This is a genomic window from Actinopolyspora alba, from assembly GCF_900112765.1.
In the GTDB taxonomy this organism is placed as follows: domain Bacteria; phylum Actinomycetota; class Actinomycetes; order Mycobacteriales; family Pseudonocardiaceae; genus Actinopolyspora; species Actinopolyspora alba.
The window spans coordinates 20,219-41,346 of sequence record NZ_FOMZ01000001.1; the positions used below are offsets into that span (position 1 = coordinate 20,219).

A 21,128-nucleotide genomic window follows, 5' to 3' on the forward strand; every position below is an offset into this window, starting at 1 on the left:
AGCCGCGATACTCAGCCGAAAGCACCCCGGCGCGACTGGTTACACGGTGGCCGCTCAGACGACTCCCTGGGCCATCATCGCCTCCGCCGCGCGGAGGAAGCCCGCGATGTTGGCACCGAAGACGTAGTCGTGGGAGGCACCGCCGTAGGACTCCGCAGTGGCACGGCACCGCTCGTGGACGTCGCGCATGACGGTGGCGAGCCTGTCCTCGGTCCGCTCGAAGGTCCAGGTCTCGCGGGATGCGTTCTGCTGCATCTCCAGCGCCGAGGTGGCCACTCCTCCCGCGTTGGCGGCCTTGCCGGGGCCGAAGAGCACTCCCGCCTCCCGGAACGCCTCGATCGCCTCGGCCGTGCACGGCATGTTCGCGCCCTCGGCGACCGCGAACACATCGTTCTTGACCAGCGTCAGGGCGTGTTCCCGGGTCAGTTCGTTCTGGGTGGCGCAGGGCAGCGCGACGTCGCACGGCACGTCGAACACCGAGCCGCTCTCGACGAACCGGGCGTTCGGCCTGGCCTCGGCGTAGGCGGGCAGGCGCTGCCCGCGCACCTCCCGGATCTCCTGCAACAGCTCCGGATCGAGTCCGTCCTCGTCGACGAGATAACCGACCGAATCGGAGCAGGCCAGCACCGTCGCCCCCAGGGCACTCGCCTTCTCGACGGCGTAGACGGCCACGTTGCCCGAACCGGAGACCACCACGCGCCGGCCTTCCAGGGAACGACCTCGGGTGGCGAGCATCTCCTGGAGGAAGTACACCACGCCGTAGCCGGTCGCCTCGGTGCGAACGTGCGAGCCGCCCCACGCGACCGGTTTGCCGGTCAGCACCCCCGCCTCGTGGCGGTTCGTGATCCGCTTGTACTGGCCGAAGAGGTAACCGATCTCGCGGCCCCCCACACCGATGTCACCGGCCGGGACATCGGTGTGCTCGCCCAGGCTCCGGTGGAGCTCGGTCATGAACGACTGGCAGAACCGCATGATCTCGCCGTCGGACTTTCCCTTGGGGTCGAAGTCGGCCCCGCCCTTGCCCCCGCCGAGGGCCATACCGGTCAACGCGTTCTTGAAGATCTGCTCGAAGCCGAGGAACTTGACGGTGCCGAGATCGACGCTCGGGTGGAACCGCAGCCCGCCCTTGTACGGCCCCAGGGCGCTGCTGAACTCCACGCGGAACCCGCGGTTGACCCGGACGTCACCACGATCGTCGGTCCACGGAACGCGGAAGACGAGCTGCCGTTCCGGTTCACAGAGGCGCTCGACGATCCGCGCGTCCACGTACTCCGGATGCTTCCGCAGTGCCGGTTCTAGGTCGTGCAGCACCTCGGCGGCCGCCTGGTGGAACTCGCTCTCCCCGGGATCGCGTCGGCGGAGCTCCGCGTAGACGCTTTCGACGTGTTCGGTGACGTCCATCGCACCGCCCTTTCCCTCCGCGTTCGGACTCGCGGGGCCAGCCACCGGGCACGTGCCCCGCACCGGTCCTATAGGTAAAGCGGCGGAGTGTCCAGAGCCGGTGAGCTTCCTCATCCGGCCGCACCGCATCGTTGGGCGGAACACGCTCGGCCGGTTGCCCGAAACGCGACCCCCGCCGCTGCTTCGGTCCCGGAACTACCGGATCAAGGGCGCCCCGGGGGAGGAAGAGACCGCTGACGCGAAAAACCCCGCACCGCGCGAGCGCGAAGTGCGGGGTCATCGAAGTACTTACTGTGGAGCTGACGGGACTCGAACCCGTGACCCCCTGACTGCCAGTCAGGTGCGCTACCAACTGCGCCACAGCCCCTTGTTCGGTTCTCCCGGTAGGCCGGCTCGGTTTTTCGTTTCCGACCCCGCCTTCCGTTGTGCCACTACTTTACAACAGGGCGAACCCCTTCCGAGCAGGGGGTCCCACTTTTTCGATCACAAGAACCAGAGGCGTCGTGCCCAGCGGTTTCGCAACCGCTTACGTCGACCGATCCGACAGCGGGCAACGCGGTGGGGCGAACGAGCCCGTCGGCACCCCCGAAAGCACCCGAAGTGAGCCACACCACGCGCACTCCGAGGTCTCGGTCGCCCGCACCGCCGCCACGCGGCGTTCAACCCGCTCGGGCGCCCTCCCGGGTGCGCCTCGGGTCGACCTCCCGTTCGGGATGCCTGCGGAGGTACTCCTGCTCCAGCTCGAACGTCCTGCGGGTGTGTTCCTCCAGGGCGTCCGAGGAACCGTGCAGAAACGTCTCGTTCCGCGTCTCGTGCAGGTGCCGCAGCTCCCGCCGCAGGTCGACCTCGGACAACTCGGTTGCTTCCACTCCGGTTTCCATGGACACGCGCTCCCCTCCCCACCGGGTTTTTCGCGGGGGTACCCGGTTGGCGGCGGTGCGACACCCGTCGCCGGGAATTCGTTCCGCCATGCCCGTTCCGCCGCGCCCGTTCCGGTCGACTACGCGGGATCTGCCGACTCGACGTTCCGATCGGAATCGGTCGGCTCGGAACGGGACTTGCGGCCGAGCGTCTCCGGCGCGAACAGCCAGGTCACCATCGCGACCAGCGCCACACAACCGGTGAGCAGGAACGCGGCACGGTAGGACAACGCGCCCGCCAGCGCACCCGCCAGCGGCGGCCCGATGATCGTGCCGACGTCGGCCGACATCTGGAAGGCGGCCAGCACCGGGCCGCCCTTGGCCTTCGGCCCGACGATGTCGGCCACGGCCGCGCTCTGCGCCGGGGTGCACAGCCCCATGCCGATTCCGCCCACCAGCGAGGCCCCCAGCAGCCAGGGCACCGACTCGCTGAATCCGATCGCGGCGCTGCCCACAGCGGCGATGGCCAACCCGCTCAGCAGCATCGGTTTGCGCCCGCGCGAGTCGGCCAGCCTGCCCGCCGGTAACAGCACGGCCGCGTTGCCCGCCGCGAACACCGACAGGGCGATACCGGTCATCGCGTCGGGCAGCCGCATCGCCTCGACGATGAACAGCGGGATCAGCGCGATCCGCACGCCCTGCGCGGTCCAGCCCTTGCTGAAGTTCGCCAGCAGCGAGGCGCGGTAACTGGCGTCCCGCAACGCGGTGGTGACCCTGAGGTCGGGGGCGTCGGCGTACTGCTGCGGATCGGCCAGCGTGGAGTCGCGCAGCAGGAACCAGCCGACGAAGGCGGCCAGGTACAGCGCGATGCCGTAGATCAGGAAGGGCAGTCGCAGCGAGAACCCGATCAGCAGCCCGCCGAGCACCGGACCCGAGATGCTGCCCAGCAGGAAGCTGGTCGCCCACAGCCCGGAGGCCCTGGCACGCAGGTGTGCCGGGGCGAGCCGCACCAGCAGGGCCAGCGCCGAGACGGTGAACATGGTGGAGCCGATGCCGCCGAGCCCCCGGAACACCAGCAGCTGCCAGTAGGACTGCGCGAAGGCGCAGGCGGTGGAGCTGATGCCGACGATGACGATGCCGAGCACGTAGTTCGGCCGCTCGCCGAACGCCGAGACCAGCCGTCCGCTGGCGGGGGCGAAGACGAGCCGCATCAGCGCGAAGGCACTGACGATGAAAGCCGCGGCCGTCACGCCGACGTTGAAGCTGGTCGCGAAGGTGGGCAGCGCGGGCGAGACGATGCCCATCCCGATGGCGACGATGAAACCGCCGCTGATCAGGACCCATATCTCGCGGGGCAGCTCGGACAGCGTGCTCGACTTGCGTGGCGATTCGTTCGGCTGGTTCTCGGTCGCGGTCGGCGAGGTCTCCGGCACTGTGCCTCCTTGTCGTCCAGCAGGGCACAAGTTCACTCGATCGTGAAATATTCCCGATCTCGCCACCCCGGGCGGGATTTCGCCACACGTGACGCGGTGCTCACCGGCCGCGACGACTACCGGAGATTACAGCGCCCACCGGAGATACAGTGCCCACCGGACGTCCTGTCCGGCACTCCGTTCTCGGAGAGAAGATGCGAGCCGGCGGGAGAGATCGCCACTCGACAGGCACGGCGGACCGTGGCGTAGCTATTCGAGGAGTTCGTCCACGCGGCGGGTGTAGGCGGTGACGGCGTAGGCGGTCTCGAAGCCGCAGGACTCCGCGAAGCGCTGCGCGGATCCGCCGTCCTCGGCGTGCGTGGCCACCAGCAGCGCCCCGCGTTCCACGGCCGCGTCCACCCCGACGCGCAGCAGCTCACCGCCCCTGCCTCGATTGCGCCTGCCGGGGCGTACCGCGATGTGCTCGACCAGTCCCATGCCGCTCTCGGCGAAACCGAGCACGAACCCGGCCACCCGTTCGAGCTCGCCGTCGTCCAGCACGTGCAGGAAGCACCGTGGATCGTCCAGCCGCTGGCCGAGGTTGCGCGGCAGGCGGCGTTCGGCCCCGGACGAGAGGTCCAGTTCGTCCGCCAGCAGCTCGGCCACCGAGGGCAGGTCGTCCTGCACCGCTTCGCGCACCGGGTGGGTGCCGATGGCCTCGGTCTCGCGTGCGGCCGGGTCGGGGCGGTACAGCAGCGCGACGTTCTCGGCGACCGCGTGCCAGCCCGAGTCGTCGGCGATCCCCTCGATGTCGGCCACCGTGGTCGGGGAGGCGTGCACCACGGCCTCGGGCCTGCCCGACTCGGCGAACACGCTCTCCAGCCGGAACAGCGTGGTGGCGACCTCGGCGGAGGTGCCCCACAATCCGCAGGCGCGGTTGCCGAGGGCCAGCGGGTTACCCGCGTTGAGCACGACGTCGGCGACGCCGACCTTGCCGACTCGCCCCTCGCGCACCGCCCCGGAGGCCAGCTGCGCGCGCTCCACCAGCGCGGCGAGGTCACGGGCCTGCTCCGGTGCGAGCAGTTCTTCGTCGTCCGGATCGTGTAGCGGGTCCACGACAACATTCTGCCGTTAAGACCAACGGCCGTCGGTTACCATCACGTGGAATACGCGGAAACGGCGCCCCGAAACGACCCGGGCTACCTCAGATCGCCTCGGGACGCCGTGTCGGTGGTGTCCGCGCGGGTTCAGCCGAACCGGTCGGTCTTGACCGCCGTCACGAACGCCCGCCACTGCGAACCACTGGCCGTGACGAACCCGGCCGAACGATCCTTGCTGTCCCGCACCGCCGCGCCGTCGGCGATCCGACCGACCTCGACGCACGCCGTTTGATGCTGCGAACGGCTGGACTTACGCCATCCTTCGGGGTGGTGTGCCGTCACTGCGAGTTCTCCGTTTCGTTGGCGATACGAGCGATGAGCTCCGTGGAATCCTCAGGGCTCATCACCAACTGCCGGAGCGTACCCGCCGCTTCCTGATATGCCCGACCATCCTCGGGCTCGTGCAGGAAGGTGGAGGAACTGTACTGCTCTATGTGGACGATCGGTTTCGACTTCGGGAATTCGAACAGGATGAAGGCTCCCGCGTGCGCGGGGTGCCACCTCTCGATTCCGGCTGGGATGACCTGCACAGTCACTCTTTCCCAACTCGCCACGTCGACGATGTGCCGAAGTTGCTCGGCGAGAACGGCACGACCACCGATCGGATTGCGCAACGCGGTTTCCATGATGAGAGCGGTGAAGTGCGGACCCTGCTTGTTCGTCAGGATCTCTCGCCTTCCGAGCCGAAGCGTGACACGTGCTTCGACATCGCTGCTCGAAGCTCCCGTCATTACCGCTCGTGCGTAGTCGGCGATCTGCAGCAATCCCGGCAGCACCATCGTCGATACTTCGGTCACCTGAGTGGCGTCCCGCTCGAACTCGATCAGGGTGGTCAACTCATGTTGCACACCAGGCACACCAGGTGAGACCCAGTTGGGTTCCCCTGCGCCACGTGCCATCTCGACGAGTCTTTCGCGCTCGTTCTCGGAAACCCCCAGTGCCGTGAGGATGCTCGCCACGTACTCCGGCGCCGGAGGAGTCGAATGTCCGCTCTCGTGACGCGAAATCTTCGAGTGATCGGTATCGAGACGGCGCGCCAGTTCGCGAACACCTATACCGCACTCTTCGCGTGCTCTTCGCAGTTCAGCGCCGAGAGCACGCGCTCTTGGCGTACCTCCGTTGGTGCGAGCCATACACCGATCCTAGTTGGACACGCGAACGGACAAAGTCAACCGATCGTGGGATTGCGAGCTGTGGGGCATCACTAGCAATCTGGTGCACACCAGATCGCACCAGCGACACCACTGGTGAGAAGAGTTCCAGTAGGAGTGATCATGTCACACCCCTTCACCTGGGTGCCCGGAGATCGGGCCAGGCACGCCAGTCAGGACCAGGTTCCGTCCTTCTCGGGCAACGAGTTCCCGCCCGACATCACGGTGACGACGCTTTGCGGGCAGCGGGTCACCAGCGCCACCGGTGATCTCGCCTGGCTTTGGAAGACCTGCCGCGCCTGCGACGAGCGAACCCGCGAGATCGCGGGTCTGGAACCACTGGCCGAGATCGAACGACGGATCGGAGCGAACTCATGAGCAACCCCCACACCCACCTGGCCGGACTGCTGACCCAGGGCCACTGGCTGCTGGAGCGAGCCGCCTACGAGATCGGCGGAAACCGCTACAGCCCCACCCAGTGCGACGACACCGCTGACGCGCTGGAGCAGCTGGCCGCGGCGCTTCACGAGCACGCCGCGACCCTGCCGCGCGGCGAGCTCACCGCCGGAACCGAGCACCCCGCCGAAGCGGACGGTCCCGACCCGAGCAGCGGGAACGACGGGAACGACAAAAGCGACGGGGAACGCGGAAACGACAGGGACCACGGGAACGAGGATGACTGAACCACTGCTCGCGTTGACCGGTGCTTTCCTGCTGCCCGCCGTGGCGATCACCCTGGCGATCCGCACGCATCCGAGCCGGTACCGACCCCGCCACGCACTGGCCGGGGTGGACGCACTGACCGTGGGAAAACTGCTCCACCGGACGACGGGGGCGCTCCCGACGTACCGCCCCGGACTCGCGGGCCGTGAAACACGGCGGATGAGCTGGTCGGGCACGCTTTGGCCCCTCGACGATCCCCCGGGAAAGGGACGCCCCGGTAGCCGTTACCTACCGGGGAGCCCGACTGCCGAATCTACCGTGCCGGACCGGGACCACGACTCACCGGACCAGCACCCGGAGCTGCTGCTCATGCGCCGCGTGCTCGACGGACTCCGCACCCTGTAGCCCGACACTCCCCCGACCACGGCCCGACCGCCGCGAAACCCCCGACGACCGGGGCGGCCGGGCCGTCCCCGCCCGGCCGGGTCCCCTCCCCGCTCCCGACCCGGCCGGGCCCCCCACCCCGCCGCGGTACACCCCGACGCCCGGCGATTTCGCGAGAAATCGACACCGCGCTGCGCCGCATCCCGCCGTCAATTTCTCGCGAAATCGCGGAGACAGCGGCGGAGGGGTGAGGGAGACGGCAGCGGGGGTGCGGGAGACGCAGCGGGGCGACTCGGCTCACGGGGCAGCGGCACGAGGCTCAAGTCACGACGCCGAGACCGAACCACGATGTGGTCGTTGTTGCACAACTGTGGTCACAGCACCACGACGGCACCTAGCCTGAGCGGGAGATCAGCGCCCCTAGGGAGCATGCCGTGCACACCACTCCGCTCGCCCTGCACATGACGGACGGGTTGTTGAACGCGCCGACCGCCCTGCTGTTCGGCGCGATCGCGCTGGCCGGAATCGGGTTCTCGCTGGTCAAGGCCCGAGCCACGCTGGACGATCGCACCGCGCCGATGGCGGGCCTGGTGGCGGCCTTCGTCTTCGCCGCCCAGATGATCAATTTCCCGGTGCTGCCCGGCGTCAGCGGACACCTGCTCGGAGGCGCGCTGGTCGCGATCCTGGTCGGCCCGTGGGTGGGCACGCTGTGCGTGTCCATCGTGCTGGTGGTGCAGTCGCTGCTGTTCGCCGACGGCGGCCTGACGATGCTCGGCGCCAACATCACCAACATGGCGCTGCTCGGCACCGCCGCCAGCTACCTGGTGGCGGTGGCACTGCGCCCTCTCGCGAGACGCAACAGATCCGGACTGCTGGTCACAGCCTTCCTCGCCGGAACGATCAACACCGTCATGGCCTCGGTGGGCTTCCTGCTGGAGTACTGGATCGGCGGGGCGGCCGGTTTCTCCGTGGCACAGGCCGTGCTGCCCATGCTCGGCATCCACCTGCTGATCGGCATCGGCGAGGGAATCATCACCGCGCTGACCGTCGGCGCGGTCGCGGCGGGCCGTCCCGACCTGATCCGGCTGCTGCGTGCGACCCCGAGCAGTGGACGACCGACCGCGCGAGGCGACACCGAATCCGCGTCGGGAACCGTGGAAGGCAGGTCATGAACAACACAGCACAGCGCCGCCGCGGTGGCAGGACGTTCTTCGTCCGGTTCGGCGTGGTCGCACTGTTCGTCGCCGCGGTGGTGTCCTATCTGGCCGATTCCTCCCCCGACGGGCTCGAAACCGTCACCCGGCAGGGCTGCGAGACGGTGCGGACCTCGAACGGCGAACAGCTCACCGGTGACTGCATCGCGCGCGGCGGTACGGAGCACGCTTTCGCCGAGAGCCCGCTGGCGGACTACACCGTACTGGGCAACAGCTCGTTGACCGGGCTCGCGGGAATCCTCGGTGTGCTCGTCACCCTGCTGCTGGCGGGCGGACTGTTCGCACTGCTGCGCAAGCCGAGCGGCCCGACCTCGGGCAGTTCGACCACCGCACCGAACGGTGACCCGCCCGACACCGGACGATGAGCGCGGGCGACGGCGGTGTGCTGCACCTGCCGGGTGACAGCGCGCTGCACCGGCTGGCACCGCAGATCAAGTTGCTCGCCGCGTTCGGCGTGGTGCTCTGCGTGGTCGCCACCCCGCGCGCCGCGTTCTGGGCCTTCGGTGGCTTCGCACTGCTGCTCGGCGCGCTGGCCGCCGTGGCACGGATCCCTCCGGGCTGGCTGGCCCGCCGCCTGCTGATCGAGCTGCCGTTCGTGGTGCTCGCGCTGGTGCTGCCGTTCGCACTCGGCGGGGAACGCACCGAGGTGGCCGGGCTGGCGCTGTCGGTCCCCGGGCTGCTCGCGGCATGGAACATCCTCGCCAAAGGCACGCTGGGCCTGTTCTGCTCGCTGACGCTGGCAGCCACCACCTCCCCCAGGGAGCTGCTGCTGGGGCTGCAGCGACTGCGCACCCCCACGACACTGATCATGATCTCATCGTTGATGCTGCGCTACGTCGGCGTCGTGATCGGCGAGGCGGGCCGGATGCGGCTGGCGCGGATCTCGCGCGGGGACAGTCCGCGCTTTCTGTGGCAGGCGAACGCGACCGCCCGCGGTGTCGGCACGCTGTTCCTGCGGTGCTACGAACGCGGGGAGCGGGTGCACCTGGCCATGGTCGCGCGCGGCTGGTCCGGTGAACTGCCGGAGCCGAACGAACCACGTCAGGTGACGCGGGGTCAGGAGGTGCGGAACTGGCTGCTGGGCCTGAGCCCGGCGGCGACGAGCGCTGTGATCGCGGGAGTGGCAGTGTGGACGAGCTGAACGAGAAAGCGGGCGGCACGGAGACCGCGCCGCTGATTTCGCGGGGGAACGACGCGGCGAACCCCGTGCTGGAACTGTCCGGACTCACCTACTCGTATCCGGACGGCACCGAAGCGCTGCACCGGATCGGACTGCGCGTCGAGCAGGGGGAACGGGTCGCGCTGCTGGGACCGAACGGCGCGGGCAAGACCACGCTCACCCTGCACCTCAACGGCATCATCCCGGCGCGGCAGGGCCACCTGGCGATCGACGGGCTGGAGGTCGCCGAACCGAACCTGCGCGAGATCCGCCGCATGGTTGGGCTGGTGTTCCAGGACCCCGAGGACCAGTTGTTCATGCCCACGGTGCGCGAGGACGTTGCCTTCGGGCCGATCAACTTCGGGGTGCGGGGCACCGATCTGGAAGAACGGGTGCGGCGAGCGTTGGAAGCGGTGGGCATGACCGAGCACGCCGACCGGGCACCGCTGCGGCTGTCCGGTGGGCAGCGCAAGCGGGTGGCGCTTGCCACGGTGCTGGCCTGCGACCCCAGGCTGCTGGTGCTCGACGAACCCTCGGCCGGGCTGGAGCCGGTGGCACGCCGCGAGCTGGCGGAACTGCTGCTGGAGCTGAACCCGACGATGCTGATGGTCACCCACGACCTGCCCTACGCCCTGCAGCTGTGTCCGCGCAGCGTGCTGCTCGACGGTGGCCAGGTGGTCGCCGACCGCCCGACCGCCGAACTGCTGGCCGACACCGAGCTACTCGCCGCGCACCGGCTGGAGCTGCCCTACGGTTTCCGCCCCGAGTGATCCCGGTCCGGACGGACACGGCGGAATAGCGCAGGAGCGTGAAAGCTTTTCGGAAACCGCGAAGCCCCACGCCCCGAGGAACGCGAGAGCGGGATGTCGGGAACACCGCGCCACGAGGTGATCGTCATCGGCGGTGGCCAGGCTGGGCTCGCGGCGGGATACTTCCTGCGCAGAGCGGGCGTGGACTTCGTGATCCTCGGCGAGCGGCAGCAGGTCGGCTGGGCGTGGCAGCACATGTGGCCATCGCTGCGGCTGTTCTCCCCCGCTCCGCACAACTCGCTGCCCGGCTGGCCGATGCCACCACAGCCCGGCGCGGAATTTCCCACGGTCGACCACGCGGTCGAATACCCGCTGGAACACGAACGCCGCTACGAACTGCCCGTGCGACGACCGGTGCGGGTCGACGGGGTGCGGCGAGCCCGCGAACGAGGAGTGCTGCACGCGCTTCCGATGTTCGACGGGCTCACCCGACGTGGCGCGGCATGGGCGGACGGAACCGAGCGGGAGTTCGACGACGTCGTGTGGTGCACCGGGTTCCGGCCCGCCCTTCGGCAACCGCGTCCACTGGGGCCGCGCGGACGGCACGGCCGCATTCCCACCGAGGGAACCCGCAGTCTCGAACAGCCGAGGTTGCATCTGCTGGGCTACGGCGAGTGGACCGGTGCCGCCTCGGCCACTCTGATCGGTGTGGGCCGCACCGCCCGGAGCGCTGTCGCGGAACTGACCGCCGAACTCGACGGCTCCCCGGAACAGCGCTCCACCGTCACGGGGCGGAGCGGCTGACCTCGCGCCTCCCCGCCCCGTGGGGCCACACCGGTATCCACCACCGACCGGCGGACGACGGGACGTACCGGATCGCCCGGGCGGCGGTCTCACCCGGTGTGGTGGTCACCGACTCGCGAGCTACCCGGCACCGTTCGGCTGTGCCCTGCGGTGGGCACGGTTACGGATACCGAGCACCACAGAGGCCAGCAGCGCGGCCAGCACCGAACCCAGCAACACGGCGACCTTGACGTTCTCACCACGTTCACCGGCGCCGAAGGCGAGTTCACCGATCAGTAGCGAGACGGTGAAACCGATTCCCGCGAGCAGCGAGAGACCGATCAGGTCCCACCAGGACAGGTTGGCGTCGAGCTGGGCCCCGGTGAACTTGGCCATCAGGAACGTCGCACCGAAGATGCCGACCAGCTTGCCGAGCACCAGCCCCGCCATCACCGCGGGAACCACCGGATCCGCGAAGGCGGTCGCGATGCCGCTCCCGCCGAGCGAAACCCCGGCCGCGAACAGCGCGAACAGCGGTACCGCCACCCCTGCCGAGATCGGGCGCCAGCGGTGTTCCAGGTGCTCGGCGGGTCCGGGTTCGCTGCCACCCCGGCCCAGCACCGGAACCGTGAAGCCCAGCAGCACACCGGCGATGGTGGCGTGCACTCCGGACTCGTGCACCAGTCCCCAGGCCAGCACACCGAGCACCAGCAGCACCGGCCACCACGGACCGCGCAGCCGCACCAGCAACGCGAAAGCCACTATCGGCAGCACGGCCCCCAGCAGCGGCAGCGGATGGAAGTCGTCGGTGTAGAACACGGCGATGACCGTGATCGCCAGCAGGTCGTCGACCACCGCGAGCGTCAGCAGGAAGGCGCGCAACGCGCTGGGCAGGTACTTGCCGACGATCGCGAGCACGGCCAGCGCGAAAGCGATGTCGGTGGCCGTGGGGATCGCCCAGCCACGCAACGCGTCCCCGCCCGCTGTGGAGGCGATGACGAAGAAGAACAGGGCGGGGACGATCATTCCCGCCACGGCCGCCACCACGGGCAGCACGGCTCTTCGCGGATTGCGCAGTTCACCCACCACGAACTCGCGCTTGAGCTCCAGGCCGACCACGAAGAAGAAGATCGCCAGCAGCCCGTCCGAGGTCCAGTGCTTGAGGTTCAGGTCCAGCCCGAGGAACTCCCCGCCCGGCCAGGGGACGAACTCGGCGGCCGTCTTGTAGGTCTCGCCCCACGGCGAGTTGACCCAGAGCAGCGCGAGCACCGCGGCCACGAGCACCAGCACACCGCCGACGGCCTCCGTGCGCAGGATGTCGGCGAGGGTGCGCTTCTCGGCATCGGGGGTGGGGGCGAACAAGCGCCGCACCGGATTGCGCTGCGTCTCCTCGGAACGCGAGTCCTGGGGTCGGGAATGCTCGTGCGGGGAACTCCCGTCCTGGGAATCCGCACGTGCTTCGTCACGCTGGGGATCGGTCGCCATCAACACGTCCTGTTCGGGTCGTCCATCAACTTCCCGCCGACCAGTCTTCCCGGCACACCATTTGCCTGATTTTACGTGCTGACGCTGCGTTCACGCTTGACAGCGATACGCGAAGATTCGCGTGGATCAACCCGCGGTCAGCTCCGTGACCAGGGAATAGCACCGGAACGGAACGCACGGGGACGGCAGGGTCACTCGCGTGAAAGCGGAGAGACCACGTCAACGGTGATCGTTGTCACCCGGTAACGACTCAGCCGAGTTCGGCCGGATGAGCGTGCACCGTGGCACCGGAAAGTCGGGGCAGCTCCCGGTGCAGGTCACGCTCGGCCTCGTGCGCGATCTCGTGCGCCCGGTACAGCGTGAGTTCCGCGGCGACACCGAGTTGCACCTCGGCGTGCAGGGCGTGCCCGATCCAGCGCAGCCGCACCGCCTCCACCGAACGCACGTCCGGATGGGTGCCCAGCGCCCGGTAGGCGGTGTCGGTCAGCTCCGGCGCCACCGAGTCCATCAACCGCGCCAGAATCCGCTTGGCCGCCGACCAGGTGACCATCGCGATGGCCAGACCGATCAGCAGACCTACCAGTGGATCCAGCAACGGCCACCCCAGTGCCGCCCCACCAGCGGCGAGCACCACGCCGAGCGAGGTGAACGAGTCCGTCCTGGCGTGCAGCCCGTCCGCCACGAGTGCGGCCGAACCGATCCGGTGGCCGGTGCGGATGCGTATCCGAGCGGCGAGCTCGTTGCCGCAGAACCCCACACCACCGGCCAGCGCCACCAGCAGCGGATCACCGATGCCGGCGGGGTCGAACAACCGGTGTGCGGACTCGACCAGTGCGGCCACCGCCGAACCCGCGATCACCAGCACCACGAGCACCCCGGCGACGTCCTCGGCTCGGCCGTAACCGTAGGGGAAGCGACGGTTGGCGGGTCTGCGCGCCAGCAGGAACGCCGCCGCGAGCGGGACGGCGGTGAGCGCGTCGGCGATGTTGTGCAGCGTGTCGGACAACAGCGCCACCGAGCCGGAGAACCACAGCACGCCCGCTTGCAGCGCGGCGGTGGCGGTGAGCACCAGCAGCGAGAGCCACAGGGCGCGCATTCCCGCGCGACTGCCCTCCAGCTCGGTGTCCACCCGTTCGGCGGGGTCGTGCTCGTGGGGCAGGAAGAAATGCCCGAGCCGGTGGAGCAGTCCCCCCACGAGGGCCGAACGCGTGGCGCGCGGTCCGCGCGGGGAATCGCTCCGCCCGACCTGGCCGTGGCCGTGGGAATGGTTTCCACTCATCGCCTGCCTCCGATACTCGCCGTCGCGGTGAGCACGGCGGTATCGTAGCCGCACGACCCCGCACGCGACGACGGCGCAGCAGCGGAAATGTGGCAACAACGGAGCGGCTTGGCGTCAATTTCTCGCGAAATCGCCGCGCCCGATGAGGGAGAGACACCGGGCGCGGCGCGGTGCTCCGACAACGAAAAACCCCGCGACAACGAAAAACCCCGCCCGGCGGGACTCGCCGGGCGGGGTATCACTTCGAGATTCGCGCGGTCACCGGGACCGCAGTGGAGGTGCCGGGATTCGAACCCGGGTCCTCTGTCGCCTCACCAAGGCTTCTCCGTGCGCAGTCCGCTCTGTCTCTACTCGGCTTCACCGGTCACGCGAACAAGCCGGTGTGACAAGCCCAGTCGCTGTGCGATGTCCCGTTCAGTCCCGCGACCGAACTAAACGGTGAGTCCCCTAACCGATGCCGGGGTCCGGGTCGGAGACTTACCCGGTCCGACAGAGTCGCTACTCGCTCAGGCGGCGAGTGCGAACTCGCGCTGACTCTTGTTGTCGGCGCTTGTTAATTTACGGCGACGCTTTACGGTGGTCTTCCGCCTGCACCGGCACGCTTCCCTTGGCTCAACGGCCAGAGTCGAAACCGTTCACCCCCGTGTTTTGTTACTAAGCAACCTGTTGTGCGACAGTCCGCCCCCACCGGGCGAACTCGCCCGGACGGAGCCGTATCCAACATCATAACGTACGACTCCCGCCCGATCACTCCCGGTCCGGCGGATCGGTTCGCGAAAAGTCCCGCGGGGCGAACCACCGGTTCACGGACCGGCAACCACGACCCGGTCAATCGTATCCGAGCAACCGTGCGGGCGTGTCGTACAACACCGCACGCAGGAACGATATTCCCAGTCGCTCCTCGGCTGCGGCCCAGCCGGCCACGGCTGCCAGCTGCTCGGCGTAGGGATAGGGGATGTTCGGGAAGTCGGAGCCGAACACCACCCGCTCCGCCACGGGCACCAGCCGGTCGGCCCAGTCCGGGGGCAACGGCGCGAACCGCTCGCTGAAGGCGACACCGACCATCGTGGTGTCCAGGTAAACCCCGGGGTGGTCCCGCGCCAGCTCCAGCGCGCGGCCGTACTCGGGCATACCGGCGTGCGCCAGCACCGCCACCAGCCCCGGATGGCGTTCGAGCACCTCGGCGAACACGTCCAGCCCGGTGAACTCCCCGCGCAGCGGGCCGTGACCGCAGTGCACCACCACCGGCACCCCGGACTCGGCCAACAGCTGCCACGGTCGCCGCAGCAGCGGGTCACGCGGGTCGAACCCGCCCACCTGGACGTGCACCTTGAAGCAACGCGCCCCACCTTCCAGGGCGGCGGCCACGTACTCGGCGGCTCCCGGTTCCGGATACATCGTGGCGGTGGGCACGGCACCGGGCGTGGTACGGCCGAATTCGAGCGCCCAGCGGTTGAGCCACTCGGCCATCCCCGGTTTGTGCGGATACACCAGCGGAGCGAACAAGCGCACCCCGAGGCCGGACAGCACGTCGAGCCGGGTCGGCTCGTCGAAGCGGTACCGGATCGGCCAGTCGATCCCGTAGTGAGTACCGGCCAGGTCGAAGTAGTCCCAGACCTTGTGCAGCACGCGCTCGGGCAGGAAGTGCGTGTGCAGATCCACCAGCCCCGGCAGGCCGAGGGAGGCGAGCCAGTCCGGAACCTCCTCGTCGGACGACGGCCCCTCGAGCCCGCTCACCGCGGGCGGCCGAACGCCGCGTGCGCCACCCGGTCCGAACGCGGCCGATCACACGGGATTCGTCCGCCCAACGGCATCTCAGCGCATGCCCTTCCGGTGCTGGCCGATCGCCCGCGCCATCTCACGCTCGGCGTCGCGCTTGGCCATGTCCCTGCGCTTGTCGTGGATCCGCTTGCCTCGGGCGAGTGCCAGCTCGACCTTGGCCTTGCCGTCGGAGAAGTACAACGAGAGCGGCACCAGGCTCAGCCCGCTCTCCTTGGTCTTGCCCAGCAGTCGTTCGATCTCGTCGCGGTGCAGCAGCAGCTTGCGCGAACGACGCGGGGCGTGGTTGGTCCACGTCCCCTCGGTGTACTCGGGGATGTGCACGTTGCGCAGCCACACCTCGCCCCGGTCGATCGTCGCGAAGGAGTCGACCAGCGAGGCTCGTCCCTGACGGAGACTCTTCACCTCGGTTCCGGTCAGCACCATGCCGCCCTCGTAGGTGTCCAGCACCGTCCAGTCGTGCCGCGCCTTGCGGTTGCGCGCGATCAGGTTGTGGCCACGTTCCTTTGCCATACCGGCGAGCATAGCGCTGCGCCCGACGAGTGGACCACGTGGTTTTCGCACGCGGTGCGGCCCGGCCCCCGGTGCCGAGCGCCGAGGTGTCGGGCCGCGAAACGAGCGCTCCTCAGATCCGGACGTACAGCCGCAGGGTGAGATACCCGGTCAGGCCGGAGATCGCCGAGGCCACCAGCACCAGGATCGGTGCCACGAAGGCCACGTCGGCGTAACTGACCGGGGTCAGCAGGTTGGCGTTGGTCAGCGGCTTCATCAGCCCGTCCAGGAACGCCTCCTTGAGCACCATGAGCAGCCCGGTCGCCGCGACGGAACCGATGATGCCGGAGACCATGGCCTCCAGCAGGAAGGGCAGCTGGGTGTACCAGCGGGAAGCACCCACCAACCGCATGATGCCCGTCTCGGTGCGGCGGTTGAACGCCGAGAGCTGGATGGTGTTCGAAATCAGCAGCAGCGCGGCGAACGCCTGCAACGCGGCGATCAGGAACGTCCCGTCACGCACGTCGTTGAGCTTGTTGACCATGTTCCGCACGAACTGGGACTGGTCGTTGATCGAACCGATGCCGGTACGTCCCTCGAACTGCTCCTTGATGGCCCGCGGCGTGACGTTGTCGCCCAACTCGACCCACAGGGCCGCGGGCAGTGCCTTGGGGCGAACCAGTTCCTGCAGCTGCGGCTGGTTCGAGAACTCCTCGGTCGCCCGCTCGAAGATGGCCTGGCGGTTCAGATACTGCACCGACCGCACACCGGAGGCCTGCTCCAGCTCGGAACGGATCCCCGAACAGGGATCGTTGGCGCACTCGGGATCGTTGGCACTGACGTCCTCGCTCATGTAGACGACGACGTCTGCCGCGTCGCGCAGCGATTCCTGGGCCTGATCCACCTTGCGGACGACGATCAGGCCACCACCGAGCAGGGTGAGGGAAACCGCGGTGGTCAGGATCATCGCGATCGTCATCGACACGTTGCGACGAAGGCCGTTGACGACCTCGCTGGATACGAAGCTCGCGCGCATCTTGAGTCAGCTTTCGGTGCGTTCTGCGACTTGGGGTTCGGGGCTGCCCTTGCGTGCGGCGGGCTCAGCGGCCCACGCCGTACACACCACGGGCGTCGTCACGGATGACCTGACCGTGACTGAGCTCGACGACCCTCCTACGCATGGAGTCGACGATCGAGTGGTCGTGCGTGGCCATGACCAGCGTGGTTCCGGTGCGGTTGATGCGCTCCAGCAACAGCATGATGTCCTGGCTGGTGTCCGGATCGAGGTTTCCGGTGGGCTCATCGCACATCAGCACCAGCGGCCGGTTGACGAACGCCCTGGCTATGGCGACCCGCTGCTGTTCACCGCCGGACAGCTCGACCGGCATCCGGTCCGCCTTGCCGTCCAGACCGACGAGCTGCAGCACCTCGGGAACCACCTTGCGGATGGTGTGCCGGGGTTTTCCGATCACTTCGAGGGCGAAGGCGACGTTGCCGAAGACGGTCTTGTTGTTGAGCAGGCGAAAGTCCTGGAACACACAACCGACCCGCTGCCGCAGCTTGGGAACGCGCCGTCTCGGCAGCTTGGCGACGTTCCAGTCGGCGACGATCACCCGACCTCGGGTCGGTACCTCCTCCCGCAGCAGCAGCTGCAGGAACGTGGACTTGCCCGACCCGGAGGGGCCGATGAGGAATACGAACTCGCCCTTGTCCACGGACACCGAGACGTCGTCGAGTGCGGGGCGCGCCAACGTCTTGTACGTCTTTGACACGTGTTCGAGCCGGATCACGGGCAGTGAGCTTACCTGCGACCACTCGGAGGACCTTCACTCACCCGTACCATTGGTTGCACTCGGCCAATTACCATGCGCGCTTTTCGAACGCGGGTAGAGACGCGAGCGGCTTCGGACCGCGCGGGCGGCGGAGAGCACGCCGGGAGGCACCCACCGGAACCGCCCACGCGGGAGGGAGCTCCACGACATCCGAGCCGCCGGGAGAGCACGGGGCCTGCGCGGGCGGGTTACGGCACGGCGGCTCGCCGAGGTGGTACGGCGAGCTCGGATCAGCTCTGCTGTTCCTGGTCGTGCTGCTGCTTGCGCCACCGGATACCGGACTCCAGCAGCCCGTCGATCTGCCCCTCGAGCACCGACTCGGGGTTTCCCACCTCGTAGCCGCTACGGAGGTCCTTGACCATCTGGTACGGATGCAGCACGTAGGAACGGATCTGGTTGCCCCAGCCGGAACCGCTGCTGTCGCGCAGCGCGTCGAGCTGGGCCCGCTCCTCCTCCCGCTTGCGCGCCAGCAGCTTGGACTGCAACACCCGCATGGCCGCTGCCTTGTTCTGCAGCTGGGACTTCTCGTTCTGGCAGGAAACCACGATCCCCGTGGGGTGGTGGGTCAGCCGAACCGCCGAATCGGTGGTGTTCACGCTCTGCCCGCCGGGGCCGGATGAGCGGAACACGTCCACCCGGATGTCCTTCTCGGGGATCTCCACGTGGTCGGTCTCCTCGACCACCGGCAGCACCTCCACACCCGCGAACGAGGTCTGCCTGCGCCCCTGGTTGTCGAACGGTGAGATACGCACCAAGCGGTGGGTGCCCTGTTCCACCGAAAGGGTGCCGTAGGCGAAGGGGGTGTCCACCCGGAAGGTCGCGGACTTCACGCCCGCCTCCTCCGCGTAGGAGGTGTCGTAGACCTCGGTCCCGTACTCGTGGCGTTCCGCCCACCGCAGGTACATCCGCAGCAGCATCTCGGCGAAGTCGGCGGCGTCCACGCCGCCCGCCTCCGCCCGGATGGTGACCATGGCGGAACGCTCGTCGTACTCGCCCGAGAGCAGGGTGCGGATCTCCAGATCGGCGAGATCCTTCTTGAGCTGGCCGCGTTCCTGCTCGGCCTCGGCGACGCTGGCGCTGTCGTCCTCGTTCTCACCGAGTTCGTAGAGCACTCCGAGGTCTTCGAGACGCTGTCGAAGCCCGGTGATCTTGCGCAGATCGCTCTGCTTGTACACGAGCTGGCTGTTGATCCGCTGGGCGTATTCGACGTCGTCCCACAGGTCCGGGCGAGCCGCTTCCTCCTCCAGCTCCGCGATCCGGGCCCGCAACGCATCGAGATCCATGACTCGCTCGATGCCCTCGAGGGTTTCGGACATGTCCTTGAGCTCGGCGGCGACGTCGGGGTTCACGGTTCCCCAGCCTACTTCACAGCTTCACGGCCACGGACGTGGACCGGCGGTCCTTTTCCGAGCTCGGACCTCACGCGAAGGTCATTCGGGTATCGCGTCGAGCATCTTGATGACCGCACGGTTGTGCGCCACCGAGAAGTCCGCCGCGGCCTTCTCGTAGGGGTCCTCGGCCACCTTGGCGGCGTTCTTGGCCTCGTTGAGCTTCTCGACGTACTGCTCACGGGCCGAGGTGACCAGGTGGTCACGTTGTTTCGCGGTGAGCATGCCGGCATAGCGCAACCGCAACAGCAGCGGGCTGCGCACGTTGTCCGGCCCCGGTTCGGTGTTCAGCCACGACTTGAAGGCACGCTTGCCCGCCGCCGTGATGATGTACTGCTGGCTGGAGCGGGGCCCCTGTTTGCCGAGGCGCAACATGCCGTCCTCGGCCAGCGCGGGCAGTTCCCGGTAAACCTGGCTGCGGGTGACGCTGAAGAACCCGCTGAACCGGTCGGTGGCCGCGGCCACCAACTGTCCCCCGGTCATCGGCCCCTCGTGGAGAAGTCCCAGCAAGGCTGCGGATGTCGCATTCAGGTCGGTCACGGCTCCTACGGTGCCACGGCACTGACAGGCTGTCCACAATGGCCGTATGCCGTGTCCGAAACAGCAGCGCAACCACTGGGTTCGGTGAACACGCAACGCATCCAATCAAGCGCTTGGAACCACTGTCGCGACCCGGATTCACTTTCATCGCGGTTTCATCCCCCGGGAGCGACCGATTCGTGCACTCACTGTCCGCTGGACAGGGTCAATTTTTAACTCGAAATGGGTAAATCTGGTTGAGATGCTGCGTAAGACCCGCTGTTAAGGGCACCCTTCACACTGGCCGGCAGCGTAACGGGGCCGGGCACTGCGACGGGAACGTACGGGACGGACCCGCCGAGCTAGGGAGGTAACACCGTGCATCGGAGTCTGCTGCGGACCAAGCTCGCCCAGAGCAGGACCAAGGTGGCGAGCAAGGTTTCGGAACGGGCGAAGTCGATGATGCCGATCCAGGTGGAGAATCCGCACAACTGCATAGTGTGCGGCCGCAAGATGCGTGCCTTCCGCAGCGGGAGCAGCGAGGGGCGGGTCTGCTCGCCCAACTGTGCCCGCAAGTGGGCCGACGGCTGAGGTCGACGGGCACGAGATCCGGGCTCGGCGATGCACGGGCCCGGAAACCGTGGAAACCACGTGCCCGTTTGCTGTGTCTCCGGCTCACGTCGCCTACCGGCGCCCGGTATCGACCCCGACAGCGACCTACCGCCCCCACTCGGGCTCGCCCCGGGGAAGGATCCCCACGAGAGGGCTCGTGAAGCGACCCTACGAAACGCCTCGCGAAGGACCGGGACCCGCGAACACGATTCGACCCCCGAAGCCGTGCTCCGGGGGTCGATCTCAGTAGCGGGGACAGGATTCGAACCTGTGACCTCTGGGTTATGAGCCCAGCGAGCTACCGAACTGCTCCACCCCGCGCCGTGTTTCGTTGTAGTTGCAACTCTACACCGCCGCCCGCGACCGCCACACAGGGGGGTGCTCAACCGATGATCCTCTCCGCTCATCAGCGGTTTCCCCTCCACCGAACCGGGGAACAACACCTCGTACCGGATGACGGACCGGCAAGCGTGCGCGGCTCACGTGTCCGCCCAGGAGGGGTGCCGCGATCCGGACGTGGTCCGGCTCGTGCCGCTTCCGCAGCGGTGCCGAAGGAATCCCCGACGGGGCGAACCCCAGCCGGACGAAAAATCGCCCCCTTCCGGGGTCCCGGAAGGGGGCTTTCTGGTAGCGGGGACAGGATTTGAACCTGTGACCTCTGGGTTATGAGCCCAGCGAGCTACCGAACTGCTCCACCCCGCGCCGTGTTTCGTTGTAGTTGCAACTCTACACCGTGGCCACCCACCCCCGCGCAGGGGGTGGGGGTTACCGCGTTTTCGCTTGTCACGGAGCGGTTGGACCACCGG

Annotated in this window: 23 protein-coding genes, 3 tRNA genes, 1 other RNA gene and 1 pseudogene; 9 read left to right on the forward strand and 19 right to left on the reverse strand. The window is 68.2% G+C overall.

Annotated elements, in window-relative coordinates; genetic code table 11:
- Positions 1 to 54: 54 nt before the first annotated feature.
- The 8 genes and pseudogenes from gdhA to BM150_RS24990 form a co-directional block, all read right to left on the reverse strand.
- The gene (gene gdhA / locus BM150_RS00050) at positions 55 to 1,401 is read right to left on the reverse strand and encodes an NADP-specific glutamate dehydrogenase (RefSeq protein ID WP_092921952.1); all 1,347 of its coding nucleotides are present in this window, start codon (positions 1,399 to 1,401) and stop codon (positions 55 to 57) included.
- A 294-nt stretch (positions 1,402 to 1,695) separates the two neighbouring features.
- Positions 1,696 to 1,768: transfer RNA gene (locus BM150_RS00055), tRNA-Ala, on the reverse strand.
- A 292-nt stretch (positions 1,769 to 2,060) separates the two neighbouring features.
- Positions 2,061 to 2,288 (reverse strand): DUF6158 family protein, encoded by a 228-nt coding sequence (locus tag BM150_RS00060; RefSeq protein ID WP_092603058.1) that lies wholly within the window; start codon positions 2,286 to 2,288, stop codon positions 2,061 to 2,063.
- A 113-nt stretch (positions 2,289 to 2,401) separates the two neighbouring features.
- Positions 2,402 to 3,694, reverse strand: coding sequence for an MFS transporter (locus BM150_RS00065; protein WP_092921955.1), 1,293 nt, complete (start codon positions 3,692 to 3,694; stop codon positions 2,402 to 2,404).
- A 249-nt stretch (positions 3,695 to 3,943) separates the two neighbouring features.
- Positions 3,944 to 4,789 carry a GNAT family N-acetyltransferase gene (locus BM150_RS00070; RefSeq protein WP_092921958.1) on the reverse strand — a complete coding sequence of 282 codons (846 nt, stop codon included), beginning with the start codon at positions 4,787 to 4,789 and terminating at the stop codon, positions 3,944 to 3,946.
- 131 nt (positions 4,790 to 4,920) lie between these two features.
- Positions 4,921 to 5,115 (reverse strand): DUF397 domain-containing protein, encoded by a 195-nt coding sequence (locus tag BM150_RS00075; RefSeq protein ID WP_092921961.1) that lies wholly within the window; start codon positions 5,113 to 5,115, stop codon positions 4,921 to 4,923.
- The gene (locus tag BM150_RS00080) at positions 5,112 to 5,681 is read right to left on the reverse strand and encodes a DUF5753 domain-containing protein (protein ID WP_245755209.1); all 570 of its coding nucleotides are present in this window, start codon (positions 5,679 to 5,681) and stop codon (positions 5,112 to 5,114) included. Before BM150_RS00080 ends, BM150_RS00075 begins: the two co-directional genes overlap by 4 nt.
- 69 nt (positions 5,682 to 5,750) lie before the next feature.
- Positions 5,751 to 5,966, reverse strand: a pseudogene (locus BM150_RS24990) (helix-turn-helix domain-containing protein); the annotation flags it as partial.
- A 141-nt stretch (positions 5,967 to 6,107) separates the two neighbouring features.
- On the opposite strand from BM150_RS24990, the gene BM150_RS00085 reads away from it, so the two are divergent.
- The 8 genes from BM150_RS00085 to BM150_RS00120 all read left to right on the forward strand — a co-directional run bounded on the left by BM150_RS00085 (position 6,108) and on the right by BM150_RS00120 (position 10,957).
- On the forward strand, positions 6,108 to 6,362 hold the full coding sequence (locus BM150_RS00085; protein ID WP_092921967.1) for an HC3 family zinc finger protein: 255 nt from the start codon (positions 6,108 to 6,110) through the stop codon (positions 6,360 to 6,362).
- Positions 6,359 to 6,667, forward strand: coding sequence for a hypothetical protein (locus BM150_RS00090; RefSeq protein WP_092921970.1), 309 nt, complete (start codon positions 6,359 to 6,361; stop codon positions 6,665 to 6,667). The genes BM150_RS00085 and BM150_RS00090 overlap by 4 nt, the downstream gene beginning before the upstream one ends.
- On the forward strand, positions 6,660 to 7,052 hold the full coding sequence (locus tag BM150_RS00095) for a hypothetical protein (RefSeq protein ID WP_092921973.1): 393 nt from the start codon (positions 6,660 to 6,662) through the stop codon (positions 7,050 to 7,052). Before BM150_RS00090 ends, BM150_RS00095 begins: the two co-directional genes overlap by 8 nt.
- A gap of 440 nt (positions 7,053 to 7,492) precedes the next feature.
- Positions 7,493 to 8,203: an energy-coupling factor ABC transporter permease gene (locus BM150_RS00100; RefSeq protein WP_425427402.1), complete on the forward strand. Its 711-nt coding sequence runs from the start codon at positions 7,493 to 7,495 to the stop codon at positions 8,201 to 8,203.
- Positions 8,200 to 8,610 carry a PDGLE domain-containing protein gene (locus BM150_RS00105; RefSeq protein WP_092921976.1) on the forward strand — a complete coding sequence of 137 codons (411 nt, stop codon included), beginning with the start codon at positions 8,200 to 8,202 and terminating at the stop codon, positions 8,608 to 8,610. The genes BM150_RS00100 and BM150_RS00105 overlap by 4 nt, the downstream gene beginning before the upstream one ends.
- The gene (cbiQ, locus tag BM150_RS00110; protein WP_092921979.1) at positions 8,607 to 9,386 is read left to right on the forward strand and encodes a cobalt ECF transporter T component CbiQ; all 780 of its coding nucleotides are present in this window, start codon (positions 8,607 to 8,609) and stop codon (positions 9,384 to 9,386) included. The genes BM150_RS00105 and cbiQ overlap by 4 nt, the downstream gene beginning before the upstream one ends.
- A 32-nt stretch (positions 9,387 to 9,418) precedes the next feature.
- The gene (locus BM150_RS00115) at positions 9,419 to 10,174 is read left to right on the forward strand and encodes an ATP-binding cassette domain-containing protein (RefSeq protein WP_092923104.1); all 756 of its coding nucleotides are present in this window, start codon (positions 9,419 to 9,421) and stop codon (positions 10,172 to 10,174) included.
- Positions 10,175 to 10,267: 93 nt separating this feature from the next.
- On the forward strand, positions 10,268 to 10,957 hold the full coding sequence (locus tag BM150_RS00120) for an NAD(P)-binding domain-containing protein (protein ID WP_092921982.1): 690 nt from the start codon (positions 10,268 to 10,270) through the stop codon (positions 10,955 to 10,957).
- Positions 10,958 to 11,077: 120 nt separating this feature from the next.
- Here the strand turns inward: BM150_RS00120 and nhaA are convergent, their stop codons facing one another.
- From nhaA to BM150_RS00165, 9 genes are all read right to left on the reverse strand, one after another.
- A complete protein-coding gene (nhaA, locus tag BM150_RS00125) occupies positions 11,078 to 12,421 on the reverse strand; it encodes a Na+/H+ antiporter NhaA (protein WP_092921985.1) in 1,344 nt (447 codons plus the stop codon).
- 250 nt (positions 12,422 to 12,671) lie between these two features.
- Positions 12,672 to 13,700 (reverse strand): cation diffusion facilitator family transporter, encoded by a 1,029-nt coding sequence (locus BM150_RS00130; RefSeq protein ID WP_092921988.1) that lies wholly within the window; start codon positions 13,698 to 13,700, stop codon positions 12,672 to 12,674.
- 270 nt (positions 13,701 to 13,970) lie between these two features.
- Positions 13,971 to 14,343: a transfer-messenger RNA gene (gene ssrA, locus BM150_RS00135) on the reverse strand.
- A 185-nt stretch (positions 14,344 to 14,528) separates the two neighbouring features.
- Positions 14,529 to 15,437, reverse strand: a complete 909-nt coding sequence (locus BM150_RS00140; RefSeq protein WP_092921991.1) for an amidohydrolase family protein — start codon at positions 15,435 to 15,437, stop codon at positions 14,529 to 14,531.
- A gap of 78 nt (positions 15,438 to 15,515) precedes the next feature.
- Complete coding sequence (smpB, locus tag BM150_RS00145) at positions 15,516 to 15,992, reverse strand: SsrA-binding protein SmpB (protein ID WP_092626091.1); 477 nt, start codon at positions 15,990 to 15,992, stop codon at positions 15,516 to 15,518.
- Positions 15,993 to 16,104: 112 nt separating this feature from the next.
- Positions 16,105 to 17,007 (reverse strand): permease-like cell division protein FtsX, encoded by a 903-nt coding sequence (gene ftsX / locus BM150_RS00150; RefSeq protein WP_092921994.1) that lies wholly within the window; start codon positions 17,005 to 17,007, stop codon positions 16,105 to 16,107.
- Between the two features lie 64 nt (positions 17,008 to 17,071).
- Positions 17,072 to 17,761: a cell division ATP-binding protein FtsE gene (gene ftsE / locus BM150_RS00155; protein WP_043578170.1), complete on the reverse strand. Its 690-nt coding sequence runs from the start codon at positions 17,759 to 17,761 to the stop codon at positions 17,072 to 17,074.
- Between the two features lie 272 nt (positions 17,762 to 18,033).
- Positions 18,034 to 19,152 carry a peptide chain release factor 2 gene (gene prfB, locus BM150_RS00160; protein WP_092921996.1) on the reverse strand — a complete coding sequence of 373 codons (1,119 nt, stop codon included), beginning with the start codon at positions 19,150 to 19,152 and terminating at the stop codon, positions 18,034 to 18,036.
- 81 nt (positions 19,153 to 19,233) lie between these two features.
- Positions 19,234 to 19,674, reverse strand: a complete 441-nt coding sequence (locus tag BM150_RS00165; protein WP_207227672.1) for a PadR family transcriptional regulator — start codon at positions 19,672 to 19,674, stop codon at positions 19,234 to 19,236.
- A gap of 414 nt (positions 19,675 to 20,088) precedes the next feature.
- Here BM150_RS00165 and BM150_RS00170 point away from each other — a divergent pair, with 414 nt between their 5' ends.
- Positions 20,089 to 20,301 (forward strand): hypothetical protein, encoded by a 213-nt coding sequence (locus BM150_RS00170; protein ID WP_092921999.1) that lies wholly within the window; start codon positions 20,089 to 20,091, stop codon positions 20,299 to 20,301.
- 268 nt (positions 20,302 to 20,569) lie between these two features.
- Here BM150_RS00170 and BM150_RS00175 read toward each other — a convergent pair.
- Both BM150_RS00175 and BM150_RS00180 read right to left on the reverse strand, forming a co-directional pair.
- A tRNA-Met gene (locus tag BM150_RS00175) sits at positions 20,570 to 20,643 on the reverse strand.
- Between the two features lie 304 nt (positions 20,644 to 20,947).
- A tRNA-Met gene (locus tag BM150_RS00180) sits at positions 20,948 to 21,024 on the reverse strand.
- Positions 21,025 to 21,128: the final 104 nt, after the last annotated feature.

Excerpts from the sequence above, each read along its gene's own strand:
- gdhA (WP_092921952.1), bottom strand. The coding sequence starts at position 1,401 with ATGGACGTCACCGAACACGTCGAAAGCGTCTACGCGGAGCTCCGCCGA.
- BM150_RS00085 (WP_092921967.1), top strand. The coding sequence starts at position 6,108 with ATGTCACACCCCTTCACCTGGGTGCCCGGAGATCGGGCCAGGCACGCC.
- BM150_RS00090 (WP_092921970.1), top strand. The coding sequence starts at position 6,359 with ATGAGCAACCCCCACACCCACCTGGCCGGACTGCTGACCCAGGGCCAC.
- BM150_RS00095 (WP_092921973.1), top strand. The coding sequence starts at position 6,660 with ATGACTGAACCACTGCTCGCGTTGACCGGTGCTTTCCTGCTGCCCGCC.
- BM150_RS00100 (WP_425427402.1), top strand. The coding sequence starts at position 7,493 with ATGACGGACGGGTTGTTGAACGCGCCGACCGCCCTGCTGTTCGGCGCG.
- BM150_RS00105 (WP_092921976.1), top strand. The coding sequence starts at position 8,200 with ATGAACAACACAGCACAGCGCCGCCGCGGTGGCAGGACGTTCTTCGTC.
- cbiQ (WP_092921979.1), top strand. The coding sequence starts at position 8,607 with ATGAGCGCGGGCGACGGCGGTGTGCTGCACCTGCCGGGTGACAGCGCG.
- BM150_RS00120 (WP_092921982.1), top strand. The coding sequence starts at position 10,268 with ATGTCGGGAACACCGCGCCACGAGGTGATCGTCATCGGCGGTGGCCAG.
- nhaA (WP_092921985.1), bottom strand. The coding sequence starts at position 12,421 with ATGGCGACCGATCCCCAGCGTGACGAAGCACGTGCGGATTCCCAGGAC.
- BM150_RS00130 (WP_092921988.1), bottom strand. The coding sequence starts at position 13,700 with ATGAGTGGAAACCATTCCCACGGCCACGGCCAGGTCGGGCGGAGCGAT.
- smpB (WP_092626091.1), bottom strand. The coding sequence starts at position 15,992 with ATGGCAAAGGAACGTGGCCACAACCTGATCGCGCGCAACCGCAAGGCG.
- ftsX (WP_092921994.1), bottom strand. The coding sequence starts at position 17,007 with ATGCGCGCGAGCTTCGTATCCAGCGAGGTCGTCAACGGCCTTCGTCGC.
- BM150_RS00165 (WP_207227672.1), bottom strand. The coding sequence starts at position 19,674 with ATGACCGGGGGACAGTTGGTGGCCGCGGCCACCGACCGGTTCAGCGGG.